Origin of the sequence: Rhizobium sp. BK008, assembly GCF_014197345.1 — a bacterium.
GTDB classification, from domain to species: Bacteria; Pseudomonadota; Alphaproteobacteria; order Rhizobiales; family Rhizobiaceae; genus Rhizobium; species Rhizobium anhuiense.
In genome coordinates, this window is the sequence record NZ_JACIFK010000001.1 from 630,767 (window position 1) to 652,433 (window position 21,667).

Genomic DNA, 21,667 nt, shown 5'->3' on the forward strand with positions numbered 1-21,667 from the left:
ATTGAGTAATTGGCCGGCGTGGCGATGCGGCCAGAGAGAGAAGGAACAGGTACCATGACCATCAAGCTGCAAAAGCCTGACATCACAGAGCTGAAGCCGCGCATCACCGTGTTCGGCGTTGGTGGCGGTGGCGGCAATGCCGTCAACAACATGATCACCGCCGGCCTCCAGGGCGTCGACTTCGTCGTCGCCAACACGGATGCGCAGGCGCTGACGATGACGAAGGCCGAGCGCATCATCCAGCTCGGCGTCAACGTCACCGAAGGCCTCGGTGCCGGCTCGCAGCCGGAAGTCGGCCGCGCGGCTGCCGAGGAGTGCATCGATGAGATCGTCGATCACCTGAACGGCACGCATATGTGCTTCGTCACCGCCGGCATGGGCGGCGGCACCGGCACGGGTGCGGCTCCCGTCGTCGCGCAGGCAGCCCGCAACAAGGGCATCCTGACGGTCGGCGTCGTCACCAAGCCGTTCCATTTCGAAGGCGGGCGCCGCATGCGTCTGGCTGAGATGGGCATTCAGGAACTGCAGAAGTCTGTCGATACGCTGATCGTCATTCCGAACCAGAACCTCTTCCGCATTGCCAACGACAAGACGACCTTTGCCGATGCCTTCGCCATGGCCGACCAGGTTCTCTATTCCGGCGTTGCCTGCATCACCGACCTGATGGTGAAGGAAGGCCTCATCAACCTCGACTTCGCCGACGTCCGCTCGGTGATGCGCGAGATGGGCCGCGCGATGATGGGCACAGGCGAAGCCTCCGGCTCCGGCCGCGCATTGCAGGCCGCAGAGGCTGCAATCGCCAATCCGCTGCTCGACGAAACCTCGATGAAGGGCGCTCAAGGGCTGCTGATCTCCATCACCGGCGGTCGCGACCTCACCCTCTTCGAAGTCGACGAAGCCGCGACCCGCATCCGCGAGGAAGTCGATCCGGACGCCAACATCATCCTCGGCGCCACCTTCGACGAATCGCTCGAAGGCATCATCCGCGTCTCGGTCGTCGCAACCGGCATCGACCGGGCGATGAACGAAGCCGCCGAGCGGAACCTCCAGCCGGCAGCAAGGCCCGCTATCCGTCCCTCCGCGGCTGTTGCTCCGGCAGCGGCCGCAGTTCAGCCTGCCCCCGTGATGCAGGCACCGAAGGCCATGGATCCGATCGCGCAGACCATCCGCGAAGCCGAGATGGAACGCGAGCTCGAAATTCCGGCCCCGCGTGCTGCCGCACCGCTGCAGCAGCCGGCTCCACAGCAGGAAACCTTCCGTCCGCAGAGCAAGATCTTCGCACCTGCGCCGGAAGCTCCGGCAATGCGTCCTGCCCCTGTGCAGCAGCAGGCTCCGGCACCCGTCATGAGCCAGCCGGTGATAAGCCAGCCGGTTCAGCAGCAGCCGGTCCGGCAGGAGCCGATCATCCGCCAGGCGCCCGAACCGGTGCGCATGCCGAAGGTCGAGGATTTCCCGCCGGTCGTCCAGGCCGAACTCGACCACCGCACGCAGCCGGCCTCCGCGCATGCGGCGGAAGAGCGCGGTCCGATGGGCCTGCTCAAGCGAATCACCAATTCGCTTGGCCGCCGTGACGACGACGCCGTTGCCGCCGACATGACCGCCGCACCGCCGGCTGCTTCGCAGCAGCGCCGTCCGCTGTCGCCGGAGGCAAGCCTCTACGCACCGCGTCGCGGCAACCTCGACGACCAGGGCCGCGCGGTTCCGCAGGCCCGGATGATGCAGGAAGACGACCAGCTGGAAATCCCGGCATTCCTGCGTCGCCAGTCGAACTGATACCGTGCTTCGGCACCGTTCATGCCCGGGATCAAGGTCCCGGGCATTGCCGTTTTTCTGGCTGCGATTCGCAAGTGATTTCAATTGCGTGACTTCGTAACAAAGCGAAAGAAACAGTGATTTGGATTGGAGCGCTGGCGCACGTAAGTATGGTGCAAGGAAACTGCCCTAGGAGACCTTTCGACAGGCTCCTGCTGCAGAATGAACGATGACCGTGCCGATCGGACAGGCCGCCGGTACGGAAGAATAAAAGGCAGAATTTATGGCAATTGGCTTGCTGGGTTTTCAAACGACGGTATCGCGTCCCGTAACGCTCTCAGGCATCGGAGTGCATTCGGGCGCTGATGTCTCGATCACCCTGAACCCGGCCGAATCGGGCACCGGCGTCGTTTTCCAGCGCCTGCATGACAATGGCGACATCACCGAACTCAAGGCCGTCTCCTCGCAGGTCGGCAATACCGACCTTTGCACCGTGCTCGGCTTCTCGCCCGCCCATTCGGTGGCGACGATCGAGCATGTCATGGCCGCCATCTATGCGCTCGGCCTCGACAATGTGGTGATCGAGGTGCAGGGCTCCGAAATGCCGATCATGGATGGCAGTTCGCTGCCCTTCGTCGAGGCAATCGAGCAGGTCGGTCTCGTCTCGCTCGGCGTCAAGCGCCGCTATATCCGTATCACCAAGCCGGTCAGAATCGAGCATGGCGGCTCCTGGAGCGAATTCCGTCCCTATGACGGGACGCGCTTCGAAGTCGAAATCGATTTCGAGTGCCCGCTGATCGGCCGGCAGAAGTGGGCCGGGGACATGAACGCCGCCGTCTTCAAGGCAGAGCTTTCCCGTGCCCGTACCTTCGGTTTCATGCGCGATGTCGAGCGTCTCTGGGCGTCGGGCCACGCGCTCGGCTCCTCGCTTGAAAATTCCGTCGTCATCTCGGACGACAATACCGTCATCAATGTCGAAGGGCTGCGTTACGCCAAGGACGAATTCGTCCGCCACAAGACGCTCGATGCCGTCGGCGATCTGTCGCTTGCCGGCGCGCCGTTCATCGGCTGCTACCGTTCCTATCGCGGCGGTCACAAGATGAACGCCAATGCGCTGAAGGCGCTGCTCGCCGACCCCTCCGCCTACGAGGTCGTGGAGACGTCGACGCCGCGCCAGCGCGTCGCTGCCCGCGAATTGATCGCAGTTAGCGCTTCGGAATTCGCTCCCTGGTCGGCATGACCTCCAGCACATTCTCAAGACCAGGCCGCCTCTTTCCCGGAGGCGGTTTTTTTATATCCGCCGCGTCGTCGGCAATAGGCAGATGCATGACTGCCACAGGTCGGGAAGAAGATGAAAAGCCCGGTCATTCTGCGGCGGCTGCCACAAAAATGCGTTAATGCCTTATCATTGCGTTGCTCTTGATGCACATTTGTGGCTAGAAACGCCAGCGAGGCGTGGCTGCCGTGGAGCGAGCGGCGGCAGTGGGGTTCTTTCGAATGGGTTATGCAGGATCTGAAGGTATGATGAAGACAGCGCGTGCTTTGTTCGCATCGCTTCTGGTGCTCAGCGCAGGCGCCGCGATCTCCGGTTGCCAGTCGGACCCTGATATCGACATCACCAAGCTCGGCCTCGAAACCGATCCGCCTGATGTGCTCTATACCCAGGGCCTTGCCAATATGAAGGCCGGCAACATGGCGGAAGCGGCGCGCAAGTTCGACGCGATCGACCGCGAAAACCCATTCTCCGAATGGGCGCGCAAGGCGCTTGTGATGAGCACCTTCGTCAAATACCGCCAGGGCCGCCTGGACGATGCGCTTGCTTCGGGCAACCGCTACATGTCGCAATATCCGAAGTCCCAGGATGCCGCCTATGTGCAGTATCTCATCGGTCTCACCTATTCCAAGCAGATCGTCGACGTGACGCAGGACCAGCGCGCCTCGGCCAAGACGATCGAGGCGATGCAGGCTGTCATCGACAACTATCCGAACTCCGAATATGTCGACGACGCGCAGGCGAAGATCCGCTTCGCGCGCGACCAGCTCGCCGGCAAGGAAATGCAGATCGGCCGCTACTACATGGAGCGGAAGGAATATCTCGCCGCGATCTCACGCTTCCGCATCGTCGTCGAGAAATATCCGAACACCAACCAGATCGAAGAGGCCCTAGCGCGTCTCGTCGAAGCTTATTACGCCATGGGCATCGTCGACGAGGCGCAGACGGCGGCTGCCGTTCTCGGTCACAATTATCCCGACAGCCAGTGGTACGCCGATTCCTACAAGCTGCTGCAGACCGGTGGTGCCGAGCCGCGTGAGAACAAGGGCTCGTGGATCGCTGCGGCAGGCAAGAAACTTCTTCTCGGTTCCTGAGGCCAATGCTGATCCAGCTTTCGATCCGCGATATCGTCCTGATCGAGCGGCTGGATCTTGCCTTCGAGACCGGCCTCTCTGTGCTGACGGGCGAGACCGGGGCGGGCAAATCCATCTTGCTCGACAGCCTGTCGCTGGCGCTCGGCGGGCGCGGCGACGGCGACCTGGTGCGCCATGGCGAGGACAAGGGCCAAGTGACGGCGGTGTTCGACGTCGGCATGGATCACGGCGCCCGCACACTCCTGCGCGAAAACGGCATCGATGACGAGGGCGATCTGATCTTCCGTCGCCAGCAATCGGCGGACGGGCGCACCAAGGCCTATGTCAACGACCAACCGGTCAGCGTGCAGCTGATGCGCCAGGCCGGTCAGATGCTGGTCGAAATCCACGGTCAGCATGACGATCGCGCTCTTGTGGACACCAATGCCCACCGCACTCTGCTCGATGCCTTCGCCGGCCTCACCGACGAGGTTTCGGAGGTTTCCCGGCTCTATCGCCTGTGGCGCGACAGCGAGCGGACACTGAAGAAGCACCGCGAGAAGGTGGAAAGTGCGGCGCGCGAAGCCGACTATCTGCGCTCTTCCGTCGAGGAACTCGAGAAGCTCTCGCCGCAGGATGGCGAGGAGGAAGAACTCGCCGACCGCCGGCAGAAAATGATGAAGGCCGAACGAATCGCCGGCGATATCGCCGAGGCCTCCGAGTTCCTGAACGGCAATGCCTCGCCGGTGCCTCACATCGCCTCGCTGGTGCGCCGGCTGGAGCGCAAGAGCCATGAGGCGCCGGGATTGCTCGAAGACACGGTGGCGCTCCTCGATGCCGCGCTTGATCAGCTTTCCAACGCACAAATGGAAGTCGAGGCGGCGCTGCGCAAGACCGAATATGATCCGAGGGAACTGGAGCGGGTGGAGGAGCGGCTTTTTGCGCTCAGGGCCGCCTCTCGCAAATATTCCGTGCCCGTTACCGAACTGCCGGCGCTTGCCGTCCGCATGATCGCCGATCTCGCCGATCTCGACGCGGGTGAGGAGCGGCTTGCGCGGCTCGAAGCCGAGGTCGGCCTGGCGCGGGAAAATTACGATACGGCGGCGCGCTCGCTCTCCGACAAGCGCCATCATGCCGGCACGGCACTGGCTGCGGCCGTCATGACCGAGCTGCCGGCGCTGAAGCTCGAACGCGCCCGTTTCATGGTCGAGATCACCACCGATGCGCACGAGGCTCTGGCTGAAGGCATCGATGTGGTCGAGTTCCATGTCCAGACCAATCCCGGCACGCGGCCGGGCTCGATCATGAAGGTTGCCTCCGGCGGCGAACTCTCGCGTTTCCTGCTGGCGCTGAAGGTGGCGCTCGCCGATCGCGGATCGGCCCCGACGCTCGTCTTCGACGAAATCGACACCGGCGTCGGCGGTGCGGTGGCCGATGCGATCGGCCAGCGGCTGAAGCGGCTGTCGGAGCGTGTGCAGGTGCTGTCGGTCACGCATGCGCCGCAGGTCGCAGCAAGGGCGGCGACGCATCTTCTGATCTCCAAGGGGCCGTCGGCCGACGGATCCGAAAAGATCGCTACGCGCGTCGCGACGATGGCGCAGAAGGACCGCACCGAGGAGATCGCCCGCATGCTGGCCGGGGCATCGGTGACCGAAGAGGCGAGGGCGGCGGCAAAGCGGCTGCTGGCCGGCAACGGCTGATCGCAACTCGGCTGTCGGTAAGGCCGACGGCGGTGACGAACATCTCGCTTTGCGCTATCCGTAACATTCCGATCCGCGCCGATCCGTTGCCATGCGCCTTTTCCATTTCAGCGACGATCCCGACATTGCGGTGTTCGAACCGCACCCGGTTCGCGTACCCTCGATTCGCCCGGCGGGCCGGGAATGGCTGAACGGTCCGCTCGTTTGGGCAATCGATGGCGACCATGACTTCATGTATCTCTTTCCGCGCGACTGCCCGCGGATACTGATCTGGGCCACACCCGAGACGCCGGAGGCCGAGCGACGGCACTGGCTCGGGGATTGCAGGGCCGCGGCCTATGTCGAGCGTCACTGGTTGGAAAGGCTCTCGGCGGAGACGATCCATCGCTACGAGCTGCCGGCTGGGGATTTCGAGGATCTGGATGATGCCGGCATGTGGGTGGCCCGCAGACGCGTTGTTCCCATCGAGCGCACCGCCGTCTCGCGGCTCGACCGGGAGTTTGCGCCGCGCGGCGTGGAGCTCAGGGCGGTCGATAGTTTGCGGCCGTTGAAGAGCCTCTGGGACACCGGCCTGCATGTCAGCGGTATTCGGTTGCGCAATGCGGGGGATTGGGAATAGGTCGGGTGGGTTTTGTTATGCGCCTGCATGATGCTCCGGTCTATCTATACAATTCGCCGGCATGAAATTGGGCGCGAACGCTCACCCCGATCTCCGTCATTCCTGCGCTCGTCACAGGAATCCAGCCACGGCGCGTCTGCGCCGTGAATGACGTCGAATGAAGAGTCTCCCGTGCCCAAGGACTTGGTGAGGGCCGAGAGACGAGTGCTCGTGCGTATGTCCGCGGCATCCGGCTGCGCAATTTTAACCCGCAAAATCACATGGCACTAACCGGAGATCGCTAGGAATTGCCGAGAAATAGTGGTGAAAGCCCTTAAACGCAGGGGTTCGGGTGGATTTCGCGGCGAGAGATGCGACAATAGCGGCGCAAGTTCAAATGGCACCTCAGTCGCGCAGCGGTATTTGCTTTAGATCGCCTTCGCGTTCAGCCTTTTCGTGAAAAAAGCGACTTCATAATTTTAAAGAAGTCTATGAATGCCTTGATCTCTCTGCCGCCTCTAAGCTCAAGATAATATTCGATTTCCTGCTTTTTCTCGGGAGGCTTCTCGCCCTCATCGCGCTTTGTCATCAGATTTGATGCCTTTTACAAGCCGTTCTTCGTCGATCTGACGATTTGCCTATATATAAGGTACTGCGACGATGTATTCTCGGCCGGAAATCTGCAATACGGGCGGCGGCTGCATTATTGCTACGCTCGCGCAGCCAGTTTCGATTAAAGCCAAGAATATCAACGGTATCTTCGCTAACAACCAGGGCACCGGTCCCTGCAGACGCCTGGACGTCCAGACGCTGAATAAAAGCAATTTCATTCATTATTCGACCACGATTATCAATTGCGCCGCCGGCAAAACTCTGTGCGTCAGGCAGCCTTCTTTAGAACCGATCCCTCCTACTAACCAGTCAAGGTTGACGTCAAGTTTAGTTGCAATCGTGAAGGCTTTGTCAGTTGTCGGAAAGCGACCTTTGAAGTATCCACGCATCGTGGCTTCGGGGATATCGCAACGTTTCGCGACCGAGTTCACTGATTCGTCACCAGCCGCCAATCTGAGCCGCTCAGCGAACCGGAAGCTGCGGCACGCTTCATATAAGGGACTTCGCGACCTGCAAGATCACGAAGCAGCGTTTAAGGTCGAGTAGTTTGGCTAACAACATTAATCGAAGGCGCGCTTGAAATTAAAGCGGACCGCTTGTTGCGTGGCAATATCGGCCTTTACCTTTGTTATCTGATTCTGGCGTGGCACCACCACGTATTGTACGGCGTTCTTGCCCTGGAGGCCATTTAGATAGCTCATCGCGTCAACCGAAAGCTCCAGCGGCGTCGGAAGCGTCTTTCCGCAGGTGCCTGTTGTGGCGTCCTGGTCAGTGTGCAGATAGAGGATGTGGCGAGGCGATATGGGTAGGAATACATCGCTACCACGAGCGGAAACCAGAAATGCAGCATAAACATTTTCAGGGAGCTCGCGATCAGAGAGCGCTATAACGGGATTGTCGCCAACAACCGCTAAGTCCCCTGGCGCTAATGCCAGCGCCAAATGGGCGCGGCGGAGTACGTTGGCCAAACCTTCAGCATCGATAGGAATGCCCAACAGTCCGACGTCACGTAACGGATCTGGAGTGCTTGGCGTGCCAAACACTTTGAGATTTCTCGCCGGTTCTTCTTTTCCAGACATCCGGGCCAGTCCTGAACGCATGTTGAAGATTCGACCCGGCGTACGCACCCACTGCAGCGCAACGAACCGAATGATCACCTGTCGGTCGTCTGGAGAGAGGGCGCTCAACGATGAGCTCTCGACCACTCTTTCAAAGAGTGGAGCCGCCAGATCCTCGAATTCTAAATTCAATAGGTCTTCAAGTTGCGGCAAATCCTCGTCTGGGAATTCTCTTCGCATATTCAACGAGAGGGTATGGAAGTCCTTAATACTACCAAAGTCCCTAACCGCAGGATGGAACATCTCGCCGGAGAGCTTGTCCAAGACATTTAGGTTTCGCCCCTTGTCGCGTTCGACAAAGCGTCTCAGCAAGCTTTGTGGGATAAAGTGATCTTTCGCCATTGATCTGAGTCCAACGAATCTCGTCGGTCAGCAAAGTAACGGCTGTAGAGAAAACTTGCTACCTGCTCAAATCGAACCGCGCGCTCCTTCCCGGTTAATTAACAGCTCGCTTAAGCAACAATCACAAGGCAATTTCAGTTGCCGTTTGATCTTGCGCGAATTGCCATTCGATTTTGTGCGCTACACATCCGGCTGCGCAATGCGCGGGATTGGGAATAGGCCGAGGTGAGCAATCTTGCCGATGGAGGATGTCCGGCCTCTCTTTTCATCCGGCGATTTTGCTCTAAAAACAATCCAGATTTCTGGCCAGATTCCCTGGAGTGTTATTCCATGTCCACCGAAGGTTCCGCCGTCGACACGTTGACGATCGAAGAGGCTGCCGCCGAGCTCGAACGGCTGGCAAAGGAGATCGCGCATCACGATGCGCTCTATCACGGCAAGGACCAGCCGGAGATTTCGGATGCCGATTACGACGCGCTGAAGCGCCGCAATGATGCGCTGGAAGCACGCTTTCCCGAGTTGATCCGCGAAGACAGCCCATCGCGGCATGTCGGTGCAGCGCCCTCCGTGACGTTTTCGCCTGTCGTCCATGCGCGGCCGATGCTGTCGCTCGACAACACCTTCTCGCAGGAGGACGTGCAGGATTTCGTCGCCGGCGTCTATCGCTTCCTCGGCCGTCTGCCGGACCAGTCGATCGCCTTTACCGCCGAGCCGAAGATCGACGGTCTCTCGATGTCGATCCGTTACGAGAACGGCAGGCTGGTGACGGCTGCGACGCGCGGAGACGGGACGACGGGGGAGAACGTCACCGCCAACATCCGGACCATCTCCGAGATCCCCAACGAGCTGCCGAAGGGCGTGCCCGCCGTCGTCGAGATCCGCGGTGAAGTCTATATGGCCAAAAGCGATTTCCTGGCGCTGAACCGGCAGATGGAGGCGGAGGGCAAACAGACCTACGTCAATCCGCGCAACACCGCGGCCGGGTCGCTGCGCCAGCTCGACGCCAAAGTGACGGCGAGCCGCAAGCTGAAATTCTTCGCCTATGCCTGGGGCGAGATGTCGGAGATGCCCGCCGATACACAGTTCGCCATGGTGCAGACCTTCAGAGACTGGGGTTTTCCGGTCAACCCGCTGATGAAGCGGTTGAATTCGGTCGCCGACATCCTGGCGCATTATGACGAGATCGGCCTCGAGCGCCCGGATCTCGACTACGACATCGACGGCGTTGTTTATAAGGTTGACAGTCTCGAACTGCAGCAGCGCCTCGGCTTCCGCTCGCGTTCGCCGCGCTGGGCGACGGCGCATAAGTTTCCGGCCGAACAGGCCTTCACCGAGGTCGAGAAGATCGAGATCCAGGTCGGCCGCACCGGGGCGCTGACGCCGGTGGCGCGGCTGAAGCCGATCACGGTCGGCGGCGTCGTCGTCACCAATGCGACGCTGCACAACGAGGATTACATCAAGGGCATCGGCAATAGCGGCGAGCGCATCCGGCCGGAGGAACACGATATCCGCGAAGGCGATACCGTCATCGTCCAGCGCGCCGGCGACGTCATTCCGCAGATCCTCGATGTGGTGATGGAAAAACGCGCGGCCGACGCCCGGCCCTACGAATTCCCGAAGACATGCCCGGTCTGCGGTTCGCATGCGGTGCGCGAGGTCAACGAGAAGACCGGCAAGATGGATTCGGTGCGCCGCTGCACCGGCGGCTTCATCTGCCGAGCGCAGGCGACGGAGCATCTGAAGCACTTCGTTTCGCGCAACGCTTTCGATATTGAAGGGCTCGGTTCGAAGCAGATCGACTTCTTTTTCGAAAATGAAGATCCGTCGCTGCAGATCCGCACTGCGCCCGATATCTTCACGCTGGAGGAGCGCCAGCAGCAATCGCTGACCAAGCTCGAAAATATCGACGGCTTCGGCAAGGTCAGCGTCGGCAAGCTCTATGCGGCGATCAACGAGCGGCGCAGTATTGCGCTCCACCGCTTCATCTACGCGCTCGGCATCCGTCATGTCGGCGAGACCACGGCGAAGCTGCTGGCGCGCTCCTATGGCACCTATGCGGCCTTTGAGACGGGGATGCGGGAGGCCGAGACGCTTGCCGGCGACGCCTGGAACGATCTCAATGCCATCGAGGGCATCGGCGAGGTCGTGGCGCGGGCTATCGTCGAATTCTACAAGGAGCCGCGCAATGTCGAGGTGATCACCCGGCTTATCGAGGAGGTGACGCCCGAGGAGGCCGAACAGCCGGTGACGGCGGGCAGCCCGGTCGCCGGCAAGACCGTCGTCTTCACCGGGTCGCTGGAAAAATTCACCCGCGACGAGGCGAAGGCGAGGGCGGAAAGCCTCGGCGCCAAGGTGGCGGGATCGGTCTCCAAGAAGACCGACATCGTCGTTGCCGGCCCCGGCGCCGGCTCCAAGCTCGACAAGGCGCGCGAGCTCGGCGTGCAGACGATGGACGAGGATGGATGGCTGGCGTTGATCAGCGGGTGAAGGGCTGAGGGCAGGCCGCCAGCCTCCCGCTCGCTCATAGCCTGAGCCGTGCCATCGTATAGGCGTCGACATATTGACCGGCGCGATATCCGAAAGCCCTTAGCAGGCCTTCCTGTTCGAAGCCGAATTTGCGGTAGAGACCGATGGCGACATCGTTGTCGGCATAGACGGTCAGTTCCAGCCGTCTGATATCGAGCCAGTCATCGGCAGCGTCGACAAATGCGCCGAGCAGGATCCGTCCGAAGCCGCGGCCGGTGAAGTCGTCATGCACGCCCATGCCGATGCTGGCGACGTGCTGCCTGCGGCCGGAAAGACGGTTGAGGCCGCCACTGCCGACGATCTTGCCATTCAGGGTGACGACAAGGTTGAGCGCGCCCGGGGAGGGATTTTCCATGTGCTTGCGAACCTCCTCGACTGCCTGGTATGGCGGCCGCAAGGTACCTGCCCGGTAGCCCGGCAGATTTATGAGATCGGTGATCTCCTCGGCATCGGAAAGGCGGACGGCACGCACCAGGACGCCGTCCGGCAGGGGCGCTCGGCCGCGCGATTCATTCTCTTCGTTTTCGGACATTCATGCTCTCCATCGGTTTTACGAGGAGAGCCGGTTTCCGAAAACCCTGCTCGCCTCGGCAGGGTTTCGGGATGATCGGATCGCTGCTAACGCGCCATCGCTCCCGCGTACCCTTCCAGGGTCGTGGTGTGATGAATAAGCGTTGCCATGGTCACGAAGCCGATCATGGCAGGTAGGTTTCGATATGCGGGTTAAAAAGTCAACCATGCGTCGTGCCGAATTTGCGCGGTGGGAAGCGGGGCGGTATTCCTGTGCCTGGAGAAACGATTCGGGTTGCTGCATTGAAAACCATCGCGATTGACTTCGAGACGGCGAACGAACAGCGCGGCAGCGCCTGTTCGGTCGGCCTTGCCTGGATCGAGGATGGCAGGGTGACGCGCGTCGAAGAGCGACTGATCCGGCCGCGAGACATGCGTTTTTCCGGAATGAACATCGCAATTCACGGCATCCGGCCGGAGCATGTCGAGGATGCGCCCGAATTTCCCGAGGTGATGGACGAGTTCCACGAGGATTTTCGCGGCGCCACGATGATCGCGCACAATGCCGCCTTCGATTTCAGTGTCTGGCGAGCGTGCCTCGATCTCTACCGGCAATCCTATCCGGAGCTTACCTATCTCTGCAGCCTGAAGATGGCGCAGCGGATCTGGCCGCACTTCCTCTCGCACCGGCTGAACCTGATCGCCGAGCATCTCGGCCTGCGTTTCGTGCATCACAACGCCGCCGAGGATGCCGCGGTCTGCGCGGCGGCGGCGATCGAAATGGCGAAGGCGGTCAAGGCGAACGCCGTTCACGCCATACCGGCGCTGATCGGCATGAGGCCCGGCCGGCTGACGGCGCGGGCCTACGAGCCCTGCACCTGCCGGAAAGGCTGAGCGTTCTCGCAACGGCGATTTCTTGCAAAGCATGGGTGCATGCTTATCTAGAATCCGGATCATTCAGGGAGCCGCCATGTCCAAGCTGCGCAATCTTCTCCTCGCCGCCTTCTCTTTCTCCGTCCTTTCCGGCGGTGCTGTCTCGGCCGAGGTGGTCGGCAAGGTCGGGGTCGACTGGATCGGCAACGACATCATTGTCGAGGCGGTCTCCGACCCTGAGGTCAAGGGCGTTACCTGCCACGTCACCTATTTCGACCGCAGCCTGATCGACCGGTTCAAGAACGGCAACTGGTTCGAAGACCCGTCCAACAATTCCATCGCCTGCCGGCAGACGGGGCCGATCGAGATCGGCAATATCGACCTGTCCAAGGACGGCAGCGAGGTGTTCCGCCAGGGCATGTCGCTGATCTGGAAAACGCTGGTCGTCAACCGCATCTACGACAAGACCAACGACACGCTGATCTATCTCGCCCATTCGCGCGAACTGACGGACGGTTCGGCGAAGATGTCGATCTCGACCATTCCGCTCTATGGGCAGAATGTTGTGTGGAAGAACGGGAAGCCGTAGGGGCGGGAAGGTTCCTGGATTTTTCGCGTTCGTTATTGAAAAGCCCACCCCACAAGGGGGAGGGGCTTAACTTGTCGCACCCGCTTTCCAGATCTTTGACGTTTCGGGAGGAGCGAGGCGGGGCCTGAGCTTAGTCCCTCCCTAAAGCTGATCCGATGCTGGCTTATGCTCCACACCAAACGGAAAAGGCCCGGACGAGCCGGGCCTTCCAATACGCAAACGGAAATCAAGCCGCCTGCGTCAGCTCGTCGGCAATGACCGTGTCGAGGTTCAGGAAGCAGACCATGGTCTTTTCGAGCGCGACGATGCCGCGGCAGAAGGCGCGCTGGGCTTCCGGGATGATTTCCGGCGGCGGCTGCAGGTCTTCGCTCTTGATGGTCATCATGTCGGAAACCTGCTCGACCAACAGGCCGACCAGCTTGCCGGCGATATCGGTGACGATGATTGCCGAGCGCTCGGAGGGCTCGGTCATCTTCATGCCGAGACGGCAGGCCATGTCGATGACGGGGATCACGGCGCCGCGCAGGTTGATGAGACCCAGCACGTAGGGCGGGGTGTGCGGCATCGGCGTCACCGGCGCCCAACCGCGGATTTCGCGGATGGCCATGATGTCGATGCAGAACTCCTGGTCGCCCAGGTGGAACGAAACGATTTCGAGATAGGCGCCCGATTGCTTGATGGCGTTGTTGTTCATGGTCAGAATTCTTCCCAGTTGTCCCCGGCGGGAGAGGCGATGACTTTGGCGGCAGAACCGCCGTTGAATGCGCCCGCGACTTTGCCGATCAGGTTGCGCGCGGGAGATGGTCTCGAATGCGAGGCGGCATTTGCCTCTCGCGGCGTTTGCCGGGCGCTCATGCCCTCGCCGGTCTTGAACTGCTTGACCAGTTGCGTCAGGTTTTCCGCGTCGATGGCGAGCGTATGGCTTGCAGCGTTCGTCTCTTCCACCATGGCCGCGTTCTTCTGCGTGACCTGATCCATCTGGCTGATGGACGTATTGATTTCATTCAGTCCCACTGATTGTTCGCGCGCAGAGGTTACGATTGATTTAACATGTTCGTCGATGCGCAGAACATCTTCGCCGATCTGGCGAAGCGCTTCGCCGGCGGCCGTCACCAGTTCGCCGCCGATCTTCACTTCGTCGCCGGATTTTCCGATCAAGGTCTTGATATCCTTGGCAGCGCCGGCGGCGCGGCCGGCGAGTTCGCGTACTTCCTGGGCAACGACGGCGAAACCCTTGCCGGCTTCGCCGGCGCGTGCTGCCTCGACGCCGGCGTTGAGCGCCAGAAGGTTCGTCTGGAAGGCGATCTCGTCGATGACGTTGATGATCTTGCCGATCTCGCGGGACGCGCCTTCGATTCGCTGCATCGCCGCCATTGCGTCGCCGACGACGATATCCGACTTCGCCGTGTTCTCACGGGTATGGGTGACCATATGGCCGACTTCCTCGGCGCGGTTGGTCGCGTTGCGGACGGTGGCGGTGATCTGGTCGAGGGCGGCTGACGTCTCTTCGAGCGACGCGGCCTGCTGCTCGGTACGCTTGGCGAGGTCGTCGGCGGCAGCGCGCATCTGGCGGCTGTTCGCCTCGATCGAGCTGCTGTTGACGGCGATGTCGCTCATCGCCTTGCGCAGCGTTGCCGTCGTCTGGTTGAAGTCGCGGCGCAGGCGCTCCAGTTCCTCGCGGAAAGGCTGGTCGATCGTAACGGTCACGTCGCCTTCCGACAGGCGGGTAAGGCCGTGGCCGAGGGCGGTGACGGCGGCGTTCAGAGCTTCGGCGTCGGCGAGCTTTGCGGCTTCGCGCTCACGGTGCTCGGCATCGCTGCGCTGCCTGTCGGTCTGGTTCTGCGTCTCGAGGTTACGCTTCTCGATGGCGGCGAGACGGAAACTGTCGGCGGCGCGGGCCATTTCGCCGATCTCGTCGCCGCGGCTCTTTTCGGCAACGTCGCTGGCGAAATCGCCGTTCATGATGCGCTGCATGCTTTCGCGCACGGCGCCGATGCCGCGGCGGATCGAGCCGCCATGGACATATTGCAGAATACCCATGCTGAGGATGGCGAAGATGCCGAGGCCGATCTGGAGAATAAGGGCTTCCCGCGATACGGCATTGGCAAGATCGACATGCTGCTGGGCAAAGACGGTGCCGTCAGCGGCGAGCTTGTCGAGCGTTTTGGTCAGCTCCTCGCCGGCGCCGTCGATCGTGTCGTCGATCTTGTCGAACTCGGCATCGGGCGCACCCTGTTGAACCAGAGCGACGAGATCGACCTGGATCGCCTTGCCCATTGCGGCGACGTCGGCGTCATAGCTTTTCAACAGACCATCGTCATGCATTTCTTCGGCAAGCCGGCGCATTTCCTTCGAGCCGCCGGAAAGGGCGGTGAGCGAATCGCCGATCAGCTCGATGCGCTCCGGCTCCACCGTCTTGTCGTCCTTGTCGACGATGATATCCATGGCGGCCAGCACCATCGTCAGGTTCGCAAGGCGCATGTCGTCGATATGGTTGACGCTCGTCTGGATCTCGCTGGCGCTACGCAGGCTGGCATCGACCCGCATGTTCTCGTACCAGCCGACGCCAAGCATCGTTCCGAAACCAAGGAAGGCCGCGCCACCGAGCGTCCAGAGCCGCTGGCTGACTGACAGGCTCTTGCGCACTGCTGAATTCGTCATGAAAAGACCCCTCCACAAACCGCTCGGGTTTATGTTCTCCTACCCTCATGCGGACGTCCGGGGTTTTTGCCACTCGGCAGACTTCATGTCAGAACGGCTCGATGGAGCCGCACGCATTGCTAAATATAGATATGACGGCTTAAGTCTTTCCTAACGATATGTGCCTTGAGATTGTCTGTTCGCTTCAAAAGCAAATTATTCAAAACACGATGTTTTTCGATCCATGGCAATTTCGGCGGGCAGATTTTCCGCTGTGGATGGCCTCTATCAGTGAGACAATCAATCACGGGTCAGAAAACATATTGTTGAATTGCGCGCGTCCGGTCGGGGCTATAATCACGCGGGGCACAAGGGGTGGGCGGCAGATATCCGCCTGGATCGAGGATCATCCAATGAAGACTTTCCGCATCGCCGTCTGGGTCGGTGTCCTGATACTGGCCGGGTTTCTCGGCGGGTTCTCGTACTATCTCAGCAGATCGGGGAATGTAGTGGCGGAGGCTCCCTTCGGTGTGCCCTTTACCCTGGTCTCCCAGACGGGCCAGCCGATCACCGAGCAGGCGCTGCGCGGCAAGCCGACGGCGCTGTTTTTCGGCTTCACCCATTGCCCGGAAGTCTGCCCGACGACGCTTTTCGAGCTGAACGGCTGGATGGAGAAGGTCGATCCGAAGGGCGACAAGCTCCAGGCGTATTTCGTCACCGTCGATCCGGAGCGCGACACGCCCGAGATCATGAACCAGTACGTTTCCAATGTTTCCAAGCGGATCACCGGCATATCAGGTGCGCCTGACAAGGTCGCCGAGGTCATCAAGGGGTTCCGCGTCTACGCCAAGAAGGTGCCGGTCGACGAGAAGGATCCGAATGGCGACTATACGATGGATCACACCGCCTCGGTCTTCCTGCTCGATTCGGCCGGGCGGTTTTCAGGAACGATCGCCTATGGCGAAAACCCGGACACGGCGGTAAAGAAGCTGGAGAATCTCGTCAGCAAGGGGTGATGGTTTCAGCGTGATGGGGCGTTGGCCCGACCGGCGGCGGGCAACGGAAACGGGAAAGACCGCCTATCGTGAGTGAAATCCGCCTTTACGTGACGACGACCGAAAGCAAGGCCGAAGAGATTCTCGACCTTCTGAGCACGGTCTTCGGCGAAGAAGACTTTGCCATCGGCACCACCGAGATCGATGAGAAGAAGGATATCTGGGAAGCCTCGATCTACATGATGGCCGAGGACGAGGCCGAAGTGCGTTCCCGCGTCGAGGATGCATTGAAGACCACTTTCCCCGATGCCCGGTTGGAGCGGGAGGTCATCCCCGAGGTCGACTGGGTGGTGAAATCGCTGGAGGGGCTGAAGCCCGTCAGGGCAGGGCGCTTCCTGGTGCATGGTTCGCATGACCGCGACAAGGTCCGCCCCGGCGATATCGCCATCGAGATTGATGCCGGCCAGGCCTTCGGCACCGGCCATCACGGCACGACTGCCGGCTGCCTCGAAGTGATCGATGCCGTGGTGCGCTCGCGCCCGGTCCGCAATGCGCTCGATCTCGGGACCGGCAGCGGCGTGCTGGCGATTGCGGTGCGCAAGCTCAAGAACATACCGGTGCTGGCGACCGACATCGATCCGATCGCGACACGGGTGGCGGCCGAGAACGTGCGCCGCAACGGCATCGCGTCGGGCATCGTCACCAGGACCGCGCCGGGCTTTCATTCAACGGCCTTTTCCGAACACGGTCCCTTCGATCTGATCATCGCCAACATTCTCGCCCGGCCGCTGATCCGCATGGCGCCGAAGCTCGCGACGCATATTGCGCCGGGTGGATCGGTGATTCTTTCGGGCATTCTAGCCGCGCAGCGCTGGAAGGTGATTGCCGCCTATAGCGGCGCACGGCTTCGCCATGTGCGGACCATATGGCGCAATGGCTGGGTGACGATCCACTTCGATCGACCGTAATTTTGCTGGGTTGTTTCTGGGTAGGTGAGCGCCCTAGCCTACGTCACGCTTGCTTGGGGCACCAGGTTCCTTCCCCGCCCCAATGCTGTGCCTGTCACAGGAATGAGCGAGGAGGGGCTTGCGCTCCATCCCCGCGACGCCACGACTTGCACTCTTCCTAAGACAAGAAAAAAGGCGGCGCCGATGGCACCGCCTTGGACCGGTCTATCCGGCCAATGCCCGCGAGCTCAAGGGGAGGAGCGCTCAAGCGGGCTCTACTGCATTCCAATAGGCCGGTCCGGGAGGGAGGAGACGGACGGGCTTTCAGGCTTAGAACGCGTAGCTGAGGGCGCCCTTGTGGCGCGTAGCGCGCTGGCCGGCGCCGAGCAGCTTGAGGCTGTCCTCGTTCTGCGGGCGGCGGGCGCCGATCACGTGACGCACGGTCTGGCGTTCGCCAGCCTGCACCGGGCTGCTATATGCGAAGCGCGAGAGAGAGGCGGTCATTTCAAGAATTCCTTTGTTTCGGGTTCATCGCGAACCGTTCGATGGCGTCTATATAGCTATTCTGAAATGCGGAGGCAGAGGGTTTTGCTCATGGGAGCCATGCGGCCAATGCATAAAGCGTGCCAAATTACGATTTCGTGTCACAGTTCTGTCAAAATGTTGAGCGGCCCCAAGGGTTTCGACTCGTTTCGTCGCTTTTTCTCCCCATCGGTTGAAATTTCGCTAACATGGCAGCTATCCCATTAACCGGATTCGTCTCAACCATTCGGATTTCCAGCATGTTCCAGTCTTTCGAGGTCACTTCCACGCCGCAATTCGGCAGGGATCGTGTATCGGCGTTGCGCGCCGGTTTCGATTCGCTCGGCATCGACGCCTTCCTCGTACCGCGCGCCGACGAGTTCAACGGTGAATACGTTCCCGCAGGTTCGGAGCGTCTCGCATGGTTGACGGGCTTTACCGGGTCGGCGGGTATTGCGCTGATCCTGCGCACGCAGGCGATCGTTTTCGTTGACGGGCGCTATGTGACGCAGCTTGCCGAACAGGTCGACGGTTCGGTCTTTTCGGGCGGCGATCTTGTCAATGAGCCGCCGCATGTCTGGCTGGCCGCAAACGGCGCTAAGGGCCTGCGGCTCGGCATCGATCCCTGGCTGCATGCGGGTGCCGAGGTGCGTCGTCTGGAAAAGGCGCTTTCGCAGATCGGCGGCACGCTGGTCTTCCTGCCGCACAATCCGCTCGACAGGCTTTGGAGCGACCGGCCGGCCGAGCCGCTCGGCGCGGTCAGCATCCAGAACGTCGCGCAGGCCGGCGTGCTGGCCAGAGAGAAGATCGCGACAGTTGCGGCCGATCTTTCGAAGAAGAACCTCGCTGCGGTGCTGATCGCCGATCCCTCTTCGGTCGCCTGGATCTTCAATATCCGCGGCGCCGACGTGCCGCACACGCCGCATCCGCTGGCGCGCGCCATCATTCATGCCGACGGCCGAGCCGAGCTCTTCCTCGACAAACGCAAGACCGGCATCGAGCCGGAGGCCTATCTCGGGCAGATCTGCATACAACTGCCGCCCTCGGCGCTGGAGGAGCGGCTCGCTGCCGTTTCCCGGAATGGCGGCCGCGTGCTGATCGATCCCGATATCGCTTCCTATGCGCTGGCGGAAATCATCCGCCGGGCGGGCGGCGAAGTGGTGGAGGGCGCCGATCCCGCCAAGCTGCCGCGCGCGGTGAAGAATGACGTCGAAATCAACGGCTCGGCCGCTGCGCATCTGCAGGACGGGGCAGCGATGGTGGAATTCCTCTACTGGCTGTCGCAGGAAAAACCCGGCACGGTGAGCGAGATTGTCGCGGCCGAGCGTCTCGAAGCGGCGCGCGCCCGTGTCGGCCAGAGCATGCAGAACCCGCTGAAGGACATTTCCTTCGATACGATTTCGGGTGCGGGCGAACATGCGGCGATCATGCATTACCGCGTGACGACCGAGACCAACCGGATGATCGAGGCCGGCGAACTCTTCCTGATCGATTCCGGCGCGCAATATATCAACGGCACGACCGACATCACCCGCACGGTCGGCATCGGCAGGGTAACCGAAGAGCATCGGCGCTTCTTCACGCTGGTGTTGAAGGGCATGATCGAGATCAGCACGGCGCGTTTCCCGAAAGGCACGCGCGGCTGCGACCTCGATCCGCTGGCGCGCATCGCGCTGTGGCGGGCAGGCGCCGATTTCGCCCACGGCACGGGCCATGGCGTCGGCTCCTACCTCTCGGTGCATGAGGGGCCGCAGCGCATCTCCAGGCTTTCGACGCAGGAACTGCTGCCCGGCATGATCCTTTCGAACGAGCCGGGCTATTACCGGCCCGGCAGCTTCGGCATTCGCATCGAGAACCTGATCTATGTGCGCGGCGCCGAGGAAATCGAGGGCGGCGATATGGCGATGCTCGGTTTCGAGACGCTGACCTTCTGCCCGATCGACCGCAGCCTCGTCATTCCAGAGCTTCTGACCCATGACCAGCTGCATTGGTTCAACGACTACCACCGCCGCACACGCGAGGCGCTGATGCCGCTGATCCACGATCACGATGTCAGGGCATGGCTCGAAAACGCGACGCTGCCGCTGGAATATTGAGAACGGCGTCGACGCGCCGGCGCTACAGCCCTCAGGCGCCGACCGTGTGGCGCCAGGTCATCACGACGATCCAGGCGGCGACCAGCATCCATGTATGCGAAACGCGCAGGCCGACGAAGAGGGCGACGATCAGCGCCAGTTTCGATTCCCAGCCGCCGATGAAGAAGGCGGGGGCGACCAGCGTCGTCAGCACGGCGGCCGGCACGGCATTCAGCGCCGCCTCCATGCGCGGCGGAATGCTCTTCATTCGGGTGATGAGGATATAGCCGCCGATGCGGGTGGCGAAAGTGGCGACCGCGGCGGCGAAGATGACGAGCGCCATGTGAAGATCGAATTCCATGGCTCAAACCTCGTGCACTTCGGATTGCAGGGCGTCGGCTTCGAGATCCGGCGCTTGCGGCGGCAGCGGCAGCAGGGCGGCAAGCACGATGCCGACGGCGGCGCCGAGGCTGACATGCCAGGGCGAGCCGACATAGCGATAGGCGAGGACTGATGCGACGGCGCTGACGAGCGCCACGGGCAGAAAATTGTCGCGCTTGCGGAAACCAAGGACGATGCCGAGGAAATAGGCCGGCAGCAGGATATCGAGGCCGATCGCCTTGGGATCGCCGATGAAGCCGCCGAGCATGCCGCCCAGGACGCTGATCAGCACCCAGGGAACGTAGATGATGATGCCGAAACCGAAATACCAGGCGAAGCTGACCGGCAGACCCGACTCGCCGCGTTTCACCGCTGCGGCAAATTGCGGATCGACGAGCAGGAAGAAGGTGAAAAATTTCTGGACCGGCGTGAACTGGCCGATATAGCGCGCCATCGCCGCCGAATAGAGCACGTGGCGGAAATTGACGGCGAGGATCGACAGCACGATCAGCCAGGCATGGACATTGTGGCCGAAGAGTTCGATGCCGACCATCTGGCTGGCGCCGGCATAGACGGTGGCGCTCATGAAGGCGGCTTCGGAAAGCGACATGCCGTTTTCGACGGCCAGCGCTCCGAACAGGGCGCCAAAGGGCGCCGATGCCAGCGCAACGGCAAAGCCGCCCCGCAAACCTTCAACAAAGTCGGCGCGATTCATGTGATCTTGTCCGGTTGGAATTCAGGTTTCCCCTTATGGTCTATGGCTTGCAACGGCAATTGAATTTCCTTGATTGACCAATCGATTTCGCTGAACCATCAAACTTCCGAGTGCATTCGGCCAAGAGGAAACCATGAAGAAGATCGAATTTTCTAAGGAGGCGAAGGCGGCGATCGTTTCAAGCATCCGCCGCTATTTCGAGGCGGAGCTCGACCAGCCGATCGGCGTGCTGCCGGCGGAGTTCCTGCTCGATTTCTTCGCGGACGAGATCGGCGCCCATTATTACAATCAGGGTCTTCGCGATGCGCATGCCGCCCTTCTGAGGAAGATGGAGGACCTGGCGGAAGACATCTATCTGTTGGAGCGCGAGGAGAAGAACAAGGGCATTACCGCATAGTTCTACAGCGTTCCCTACGCATCTGAGAA

21 protein-coding genes are annotated in these 21,667 nt (G+C 61.3%); 12 read left to right on the forward strand and 9 right to left on the reverse strand.

What is annotated here, in order from left to right; all coding sequences use genetic code 11:
- Positions 1–54: 54 nt before the first annotated feature.
- From ftsZ to FHT69_RS02970, 5 genes are all read left to right on the forward strand, one after another.
- Complete coding sequence (gene ftsZ, locus FHT69_RS02950) at positions 55–1,773, forward strand: cell division protein FtsZ (RefSeq protein ID WP_047610929.1); 1,719 nt, start codon at positions 55–57, stop codon at positions 1,771–1,773.
- Positions 1,774–2,035: 262 nt separating this feature from the next.
- Positions 2,036–2,992, forward strand: coding sequence for a UDP-3-O-acyl-N-acetylglucosamine deacetylase (gene lpxC / locus FHT69_RS02955; protein ID WP_047610927.1), 957 nt, complete (start codon positions 2,036–2,038; stop codon positions 2,990–2,992).
- Positions 2,993–3,249: 257 nt separating this feature from the next.
- Positions 3,250–4,119 (forward strand): outer membrane protein assembly factor BamD, encoded by an 870-nt coding sequence (locus FHT69_RS02960; RefSeq protein ID WP_174824440.1) that lies wholly within the window; start codon positions 3,250–3,252, stop codon positions 4,117–4,119.
- A 5-nt stretch (positions 4,120–4,124) separates the two neighbouring features.
- Positions 4,125–5,798, forward strand: a complete 1,674-nt coding sequence (gene recN, locus FHT69_RS02965) for a DNA repair protein RecN (protein WP_183904882.1) — start codon at positions 4,125–4,127, stop codon at positions 5,796–5,798.
- Positions 5,799–5,889: 91 nt separating this feature from the next.
- Entirely contained in the window at positions 5,890–6,417 is a 528-nt protein-coding gene (locus FHT69_RS02970; protein ID WP_183904883.1) for a DUF6886 family protein, read from the forward strand.
- Between the two features lie 424 nt (positions 6,418–6,841).
- Here FHT69_RS02970 and FHT69_RS02975 read toward each other — a convergent pair whose 3' ends face one another.
- From FHT69_RS02975 to FHT69_RS02985, 3 genes are all read right to left on the reverse strand, one after another.
- A complete protein-coding gene (locus tag FHT69_RS02975) occupies positions 6,842–6,985 on the reverse strand; it encodes a hypothetical protein (protein ID WP_183904884.1) in 144 nt (47 codons plus the stop codon).
- A gap of 244 nt (positions 6,986–7,229) precedes the next feature.
- A complete protein-coding gene (locus FHT69_RS34760; protein WP_183904885.1) occupies positions 7,230–7,439 on the reverse strand; it encodes a helix-turn-helix transcriptional regulator in 210 nt (69 codons plus the stop codon).
- 129 nt (positions 7,440–7,568) lie between these two features.
- Entirely contained in the window at positions 7,569–8,468 is a 900-nt protein-coding gene (locus tag FHT69_RS02985; RefSeq protein WP_183904886.1) for a DUF4238 domain-containing protein, read from the reverse strand.
- A 330-nt stretch (positions 8,469–8,798) separates the two neighbouring features.
- On the opposite strand from FHT69_RS02985, the gene ligA reads away from it, so the two are divergent.
- Complete coding sequence (gene ligA / locus FHT69_RS02990) at positions 8,799–10,955, forward strand: NAD-dependent DNA ligase LigA (RefSeq protein ID WP_183904887.1); 2,157 nt, start codon at positions 8,799–8,801, stop codon at positions 10,953–10,955.
- A gap of 34 nt (positions 10,956–10,989) precedes the next feature.
- Here ligA and FHT69_RS02995 read toward each other — a convergent pair whose 3' ends face one another.
- Complete coding sequence (locus tag FHT69_RS02995; RefSeq protein ID WP_183904888.1) at positions 10,990–11,526, reverse strand: GNAT family N-acetyltransferase; 537 nt, start codon at positions 11,524–11,526, stop codon at positions 10,990–10,992.
- 281 nt (positions 11,527–11,807) lie between these two features.
- Between FHT69_RS02995 and FHT69_RS03000 the strand changes: the two genes are divergently transcribed.
- Both FHT69_RS03000 and FHT69_RS03005 read left to right on the forward strand, forming a co-directional pair.
- Positions 11,808–12,398, forward strand: a complete 591-nt coding sequence (locus FHT69_RS03000; protein WP_047610917.1) for a 3'-5' exonuclease — start codon at positions 11,808–11,810, stop codon at positions 12,396–12,398.
- A gap of 76 nt (positions 12,399–12,474) precedes the next feature.
- The gene (locus FHT69_RS03005; RefSeq protein ID WP_183904889.1) at positions 12,475–12,966 is read left to right on the forward strand and encodes a CreA family protein; all 492 of its coding nucleotides are present in this window, start codon (positions 12,475–12,477) and stop codon (positions 12,964–12,966) included.
- A gap of 226 nt (positions 12,967–13,192) precedes the next feature.
- On the opposite strand, the gene FHT69_RS03010 is transcribed toward FHT69_RS03005, so the two are convergent.
- Together FHT69_RS03010 and FHT69_RS03015 are read right to left on the reverse strand one after the other, a co-directional pair.
- Positions 13,193–13,660 (reverse strand): chemotaxis protein CheW, encoded by a 468-nt coding sequence (locus FHT69_RS03010; RefSeq protein WP_017965084.1) that lies wholly within the window; start codon positions 13,658–13,660, stop codon positions 13,193–13,195.
- 2 nt (positions 13,661–13,662) lie between these two features.
- A complete protein-coding gene (locus FHT69_RS03015; protein WP_183904890.1) occupies positions 13,663–15,627 on the reverse strand; it encodes a methyl-accepting chemotaxis protein in 1,965 nt (654 codons plus the stop codon).
- 392 nt (positions 15,628–16,019) lie between these two features.
- Between FHT69_RS03015 and FHT69_RS03020 the strand changes: the two genes are divergently transcribed.
- Positions 16,020–16,622, forward strand: coding sequence for an SCO family protein (locus FHT69_RS03020; RefSeq protein WP_047610910.1), 603 nt, complete (start codon positions 16,020–16,022; stop codon positions 16,620–16,622).
- 68 nt (positions 16,623–16,690) lie between these two features.
- Complete coding sequence (locus FHT69_RS03025) at positions 16,691–17,569, forward strand: 50S ribosomal protein L11 methyltransferase (protein ID WP_183904891.1); 879 nt, start codon at positions 16,691–16,693, stop codon at positions 17,567–17,569.
- 309 nt (positions 17,570–17,878) lie between these two features.
- On the opposite strand, the gene FHT69_RS03030 is transcribed toward FHT69_RS03025, so the two are convergent.
- A complete protein-coding gene (locus tag FHT69_RS03030; RefSeq protein ID WP_012758267.1) occupies positions 17,879–18,052 on the reverse strand; it encodes a hypothetical protein in 174 nt (57 codons plus the stop codon).
- Between the two features lie 278 nt (positions 18,053–18,330).
- On the opposite strand from FHT69_RS03030, the gene FHT69_RS03035 reads away from it, so the two are divergent.
- On the forward strand, positions 18,331–20,166 hold the full coding sequence (locus FHT69_RS03035) for an aminopeptidase P family protein (RefSeq protein ID WP_183904892.1): 1,836 nt from the start codon (positions 18,331–18,333) through the stop codon (positions 20,164–20,166).
- Between the two features lie 31 nt (positions 20,167–20,197).
- On the opposite strand, the gene FHT69_RS03040 is transcribed toward FHT69_RS03035, so the two are convergent.
- Positions 20,198–20,506: an AzlD family protein gene (locus tag FHT69_RS03040; protein WP_183903151.1), complete on the reverse strand. Its 309-nt coding sequence runs from the start codon at positions 20,504–20,506 to the stop codon at positions 20,198–20,200.
- 3 nt (positions 20,507–20,509) lie between these two features.
- Positions 20,510–21,241: an AzlC family ABC transporter permease gene (locus FHT69_RS03045; protein ID WP_063474603.1), complete on the reverse strand. Its 732-nt coding sequence runs from the start codon at positions 21,239–21,241 to the stop codon at positions 20,510–20,512.
- A gap of 133 nt (positions 21,242–21,374) precedes the next feature.
- Between FHT69_RS03045 and FHT69_RS03050 the strand changes: the two genes are divergently transcribed.
- Positions 21,375–21,638 (forward strand): DUF2164 domain-containing protein, encoded by a 264-nt coding sequence (locus FHT69_RS03050; RefSeq protein WP_183904893.1) that lies wholly within the window; start codon positions 21,375–21,377, stop codon positions 21,636–21,638.
- The last annotated feature ends 29 nt before the right edge of the window (positions 21,639–21,667 follow it).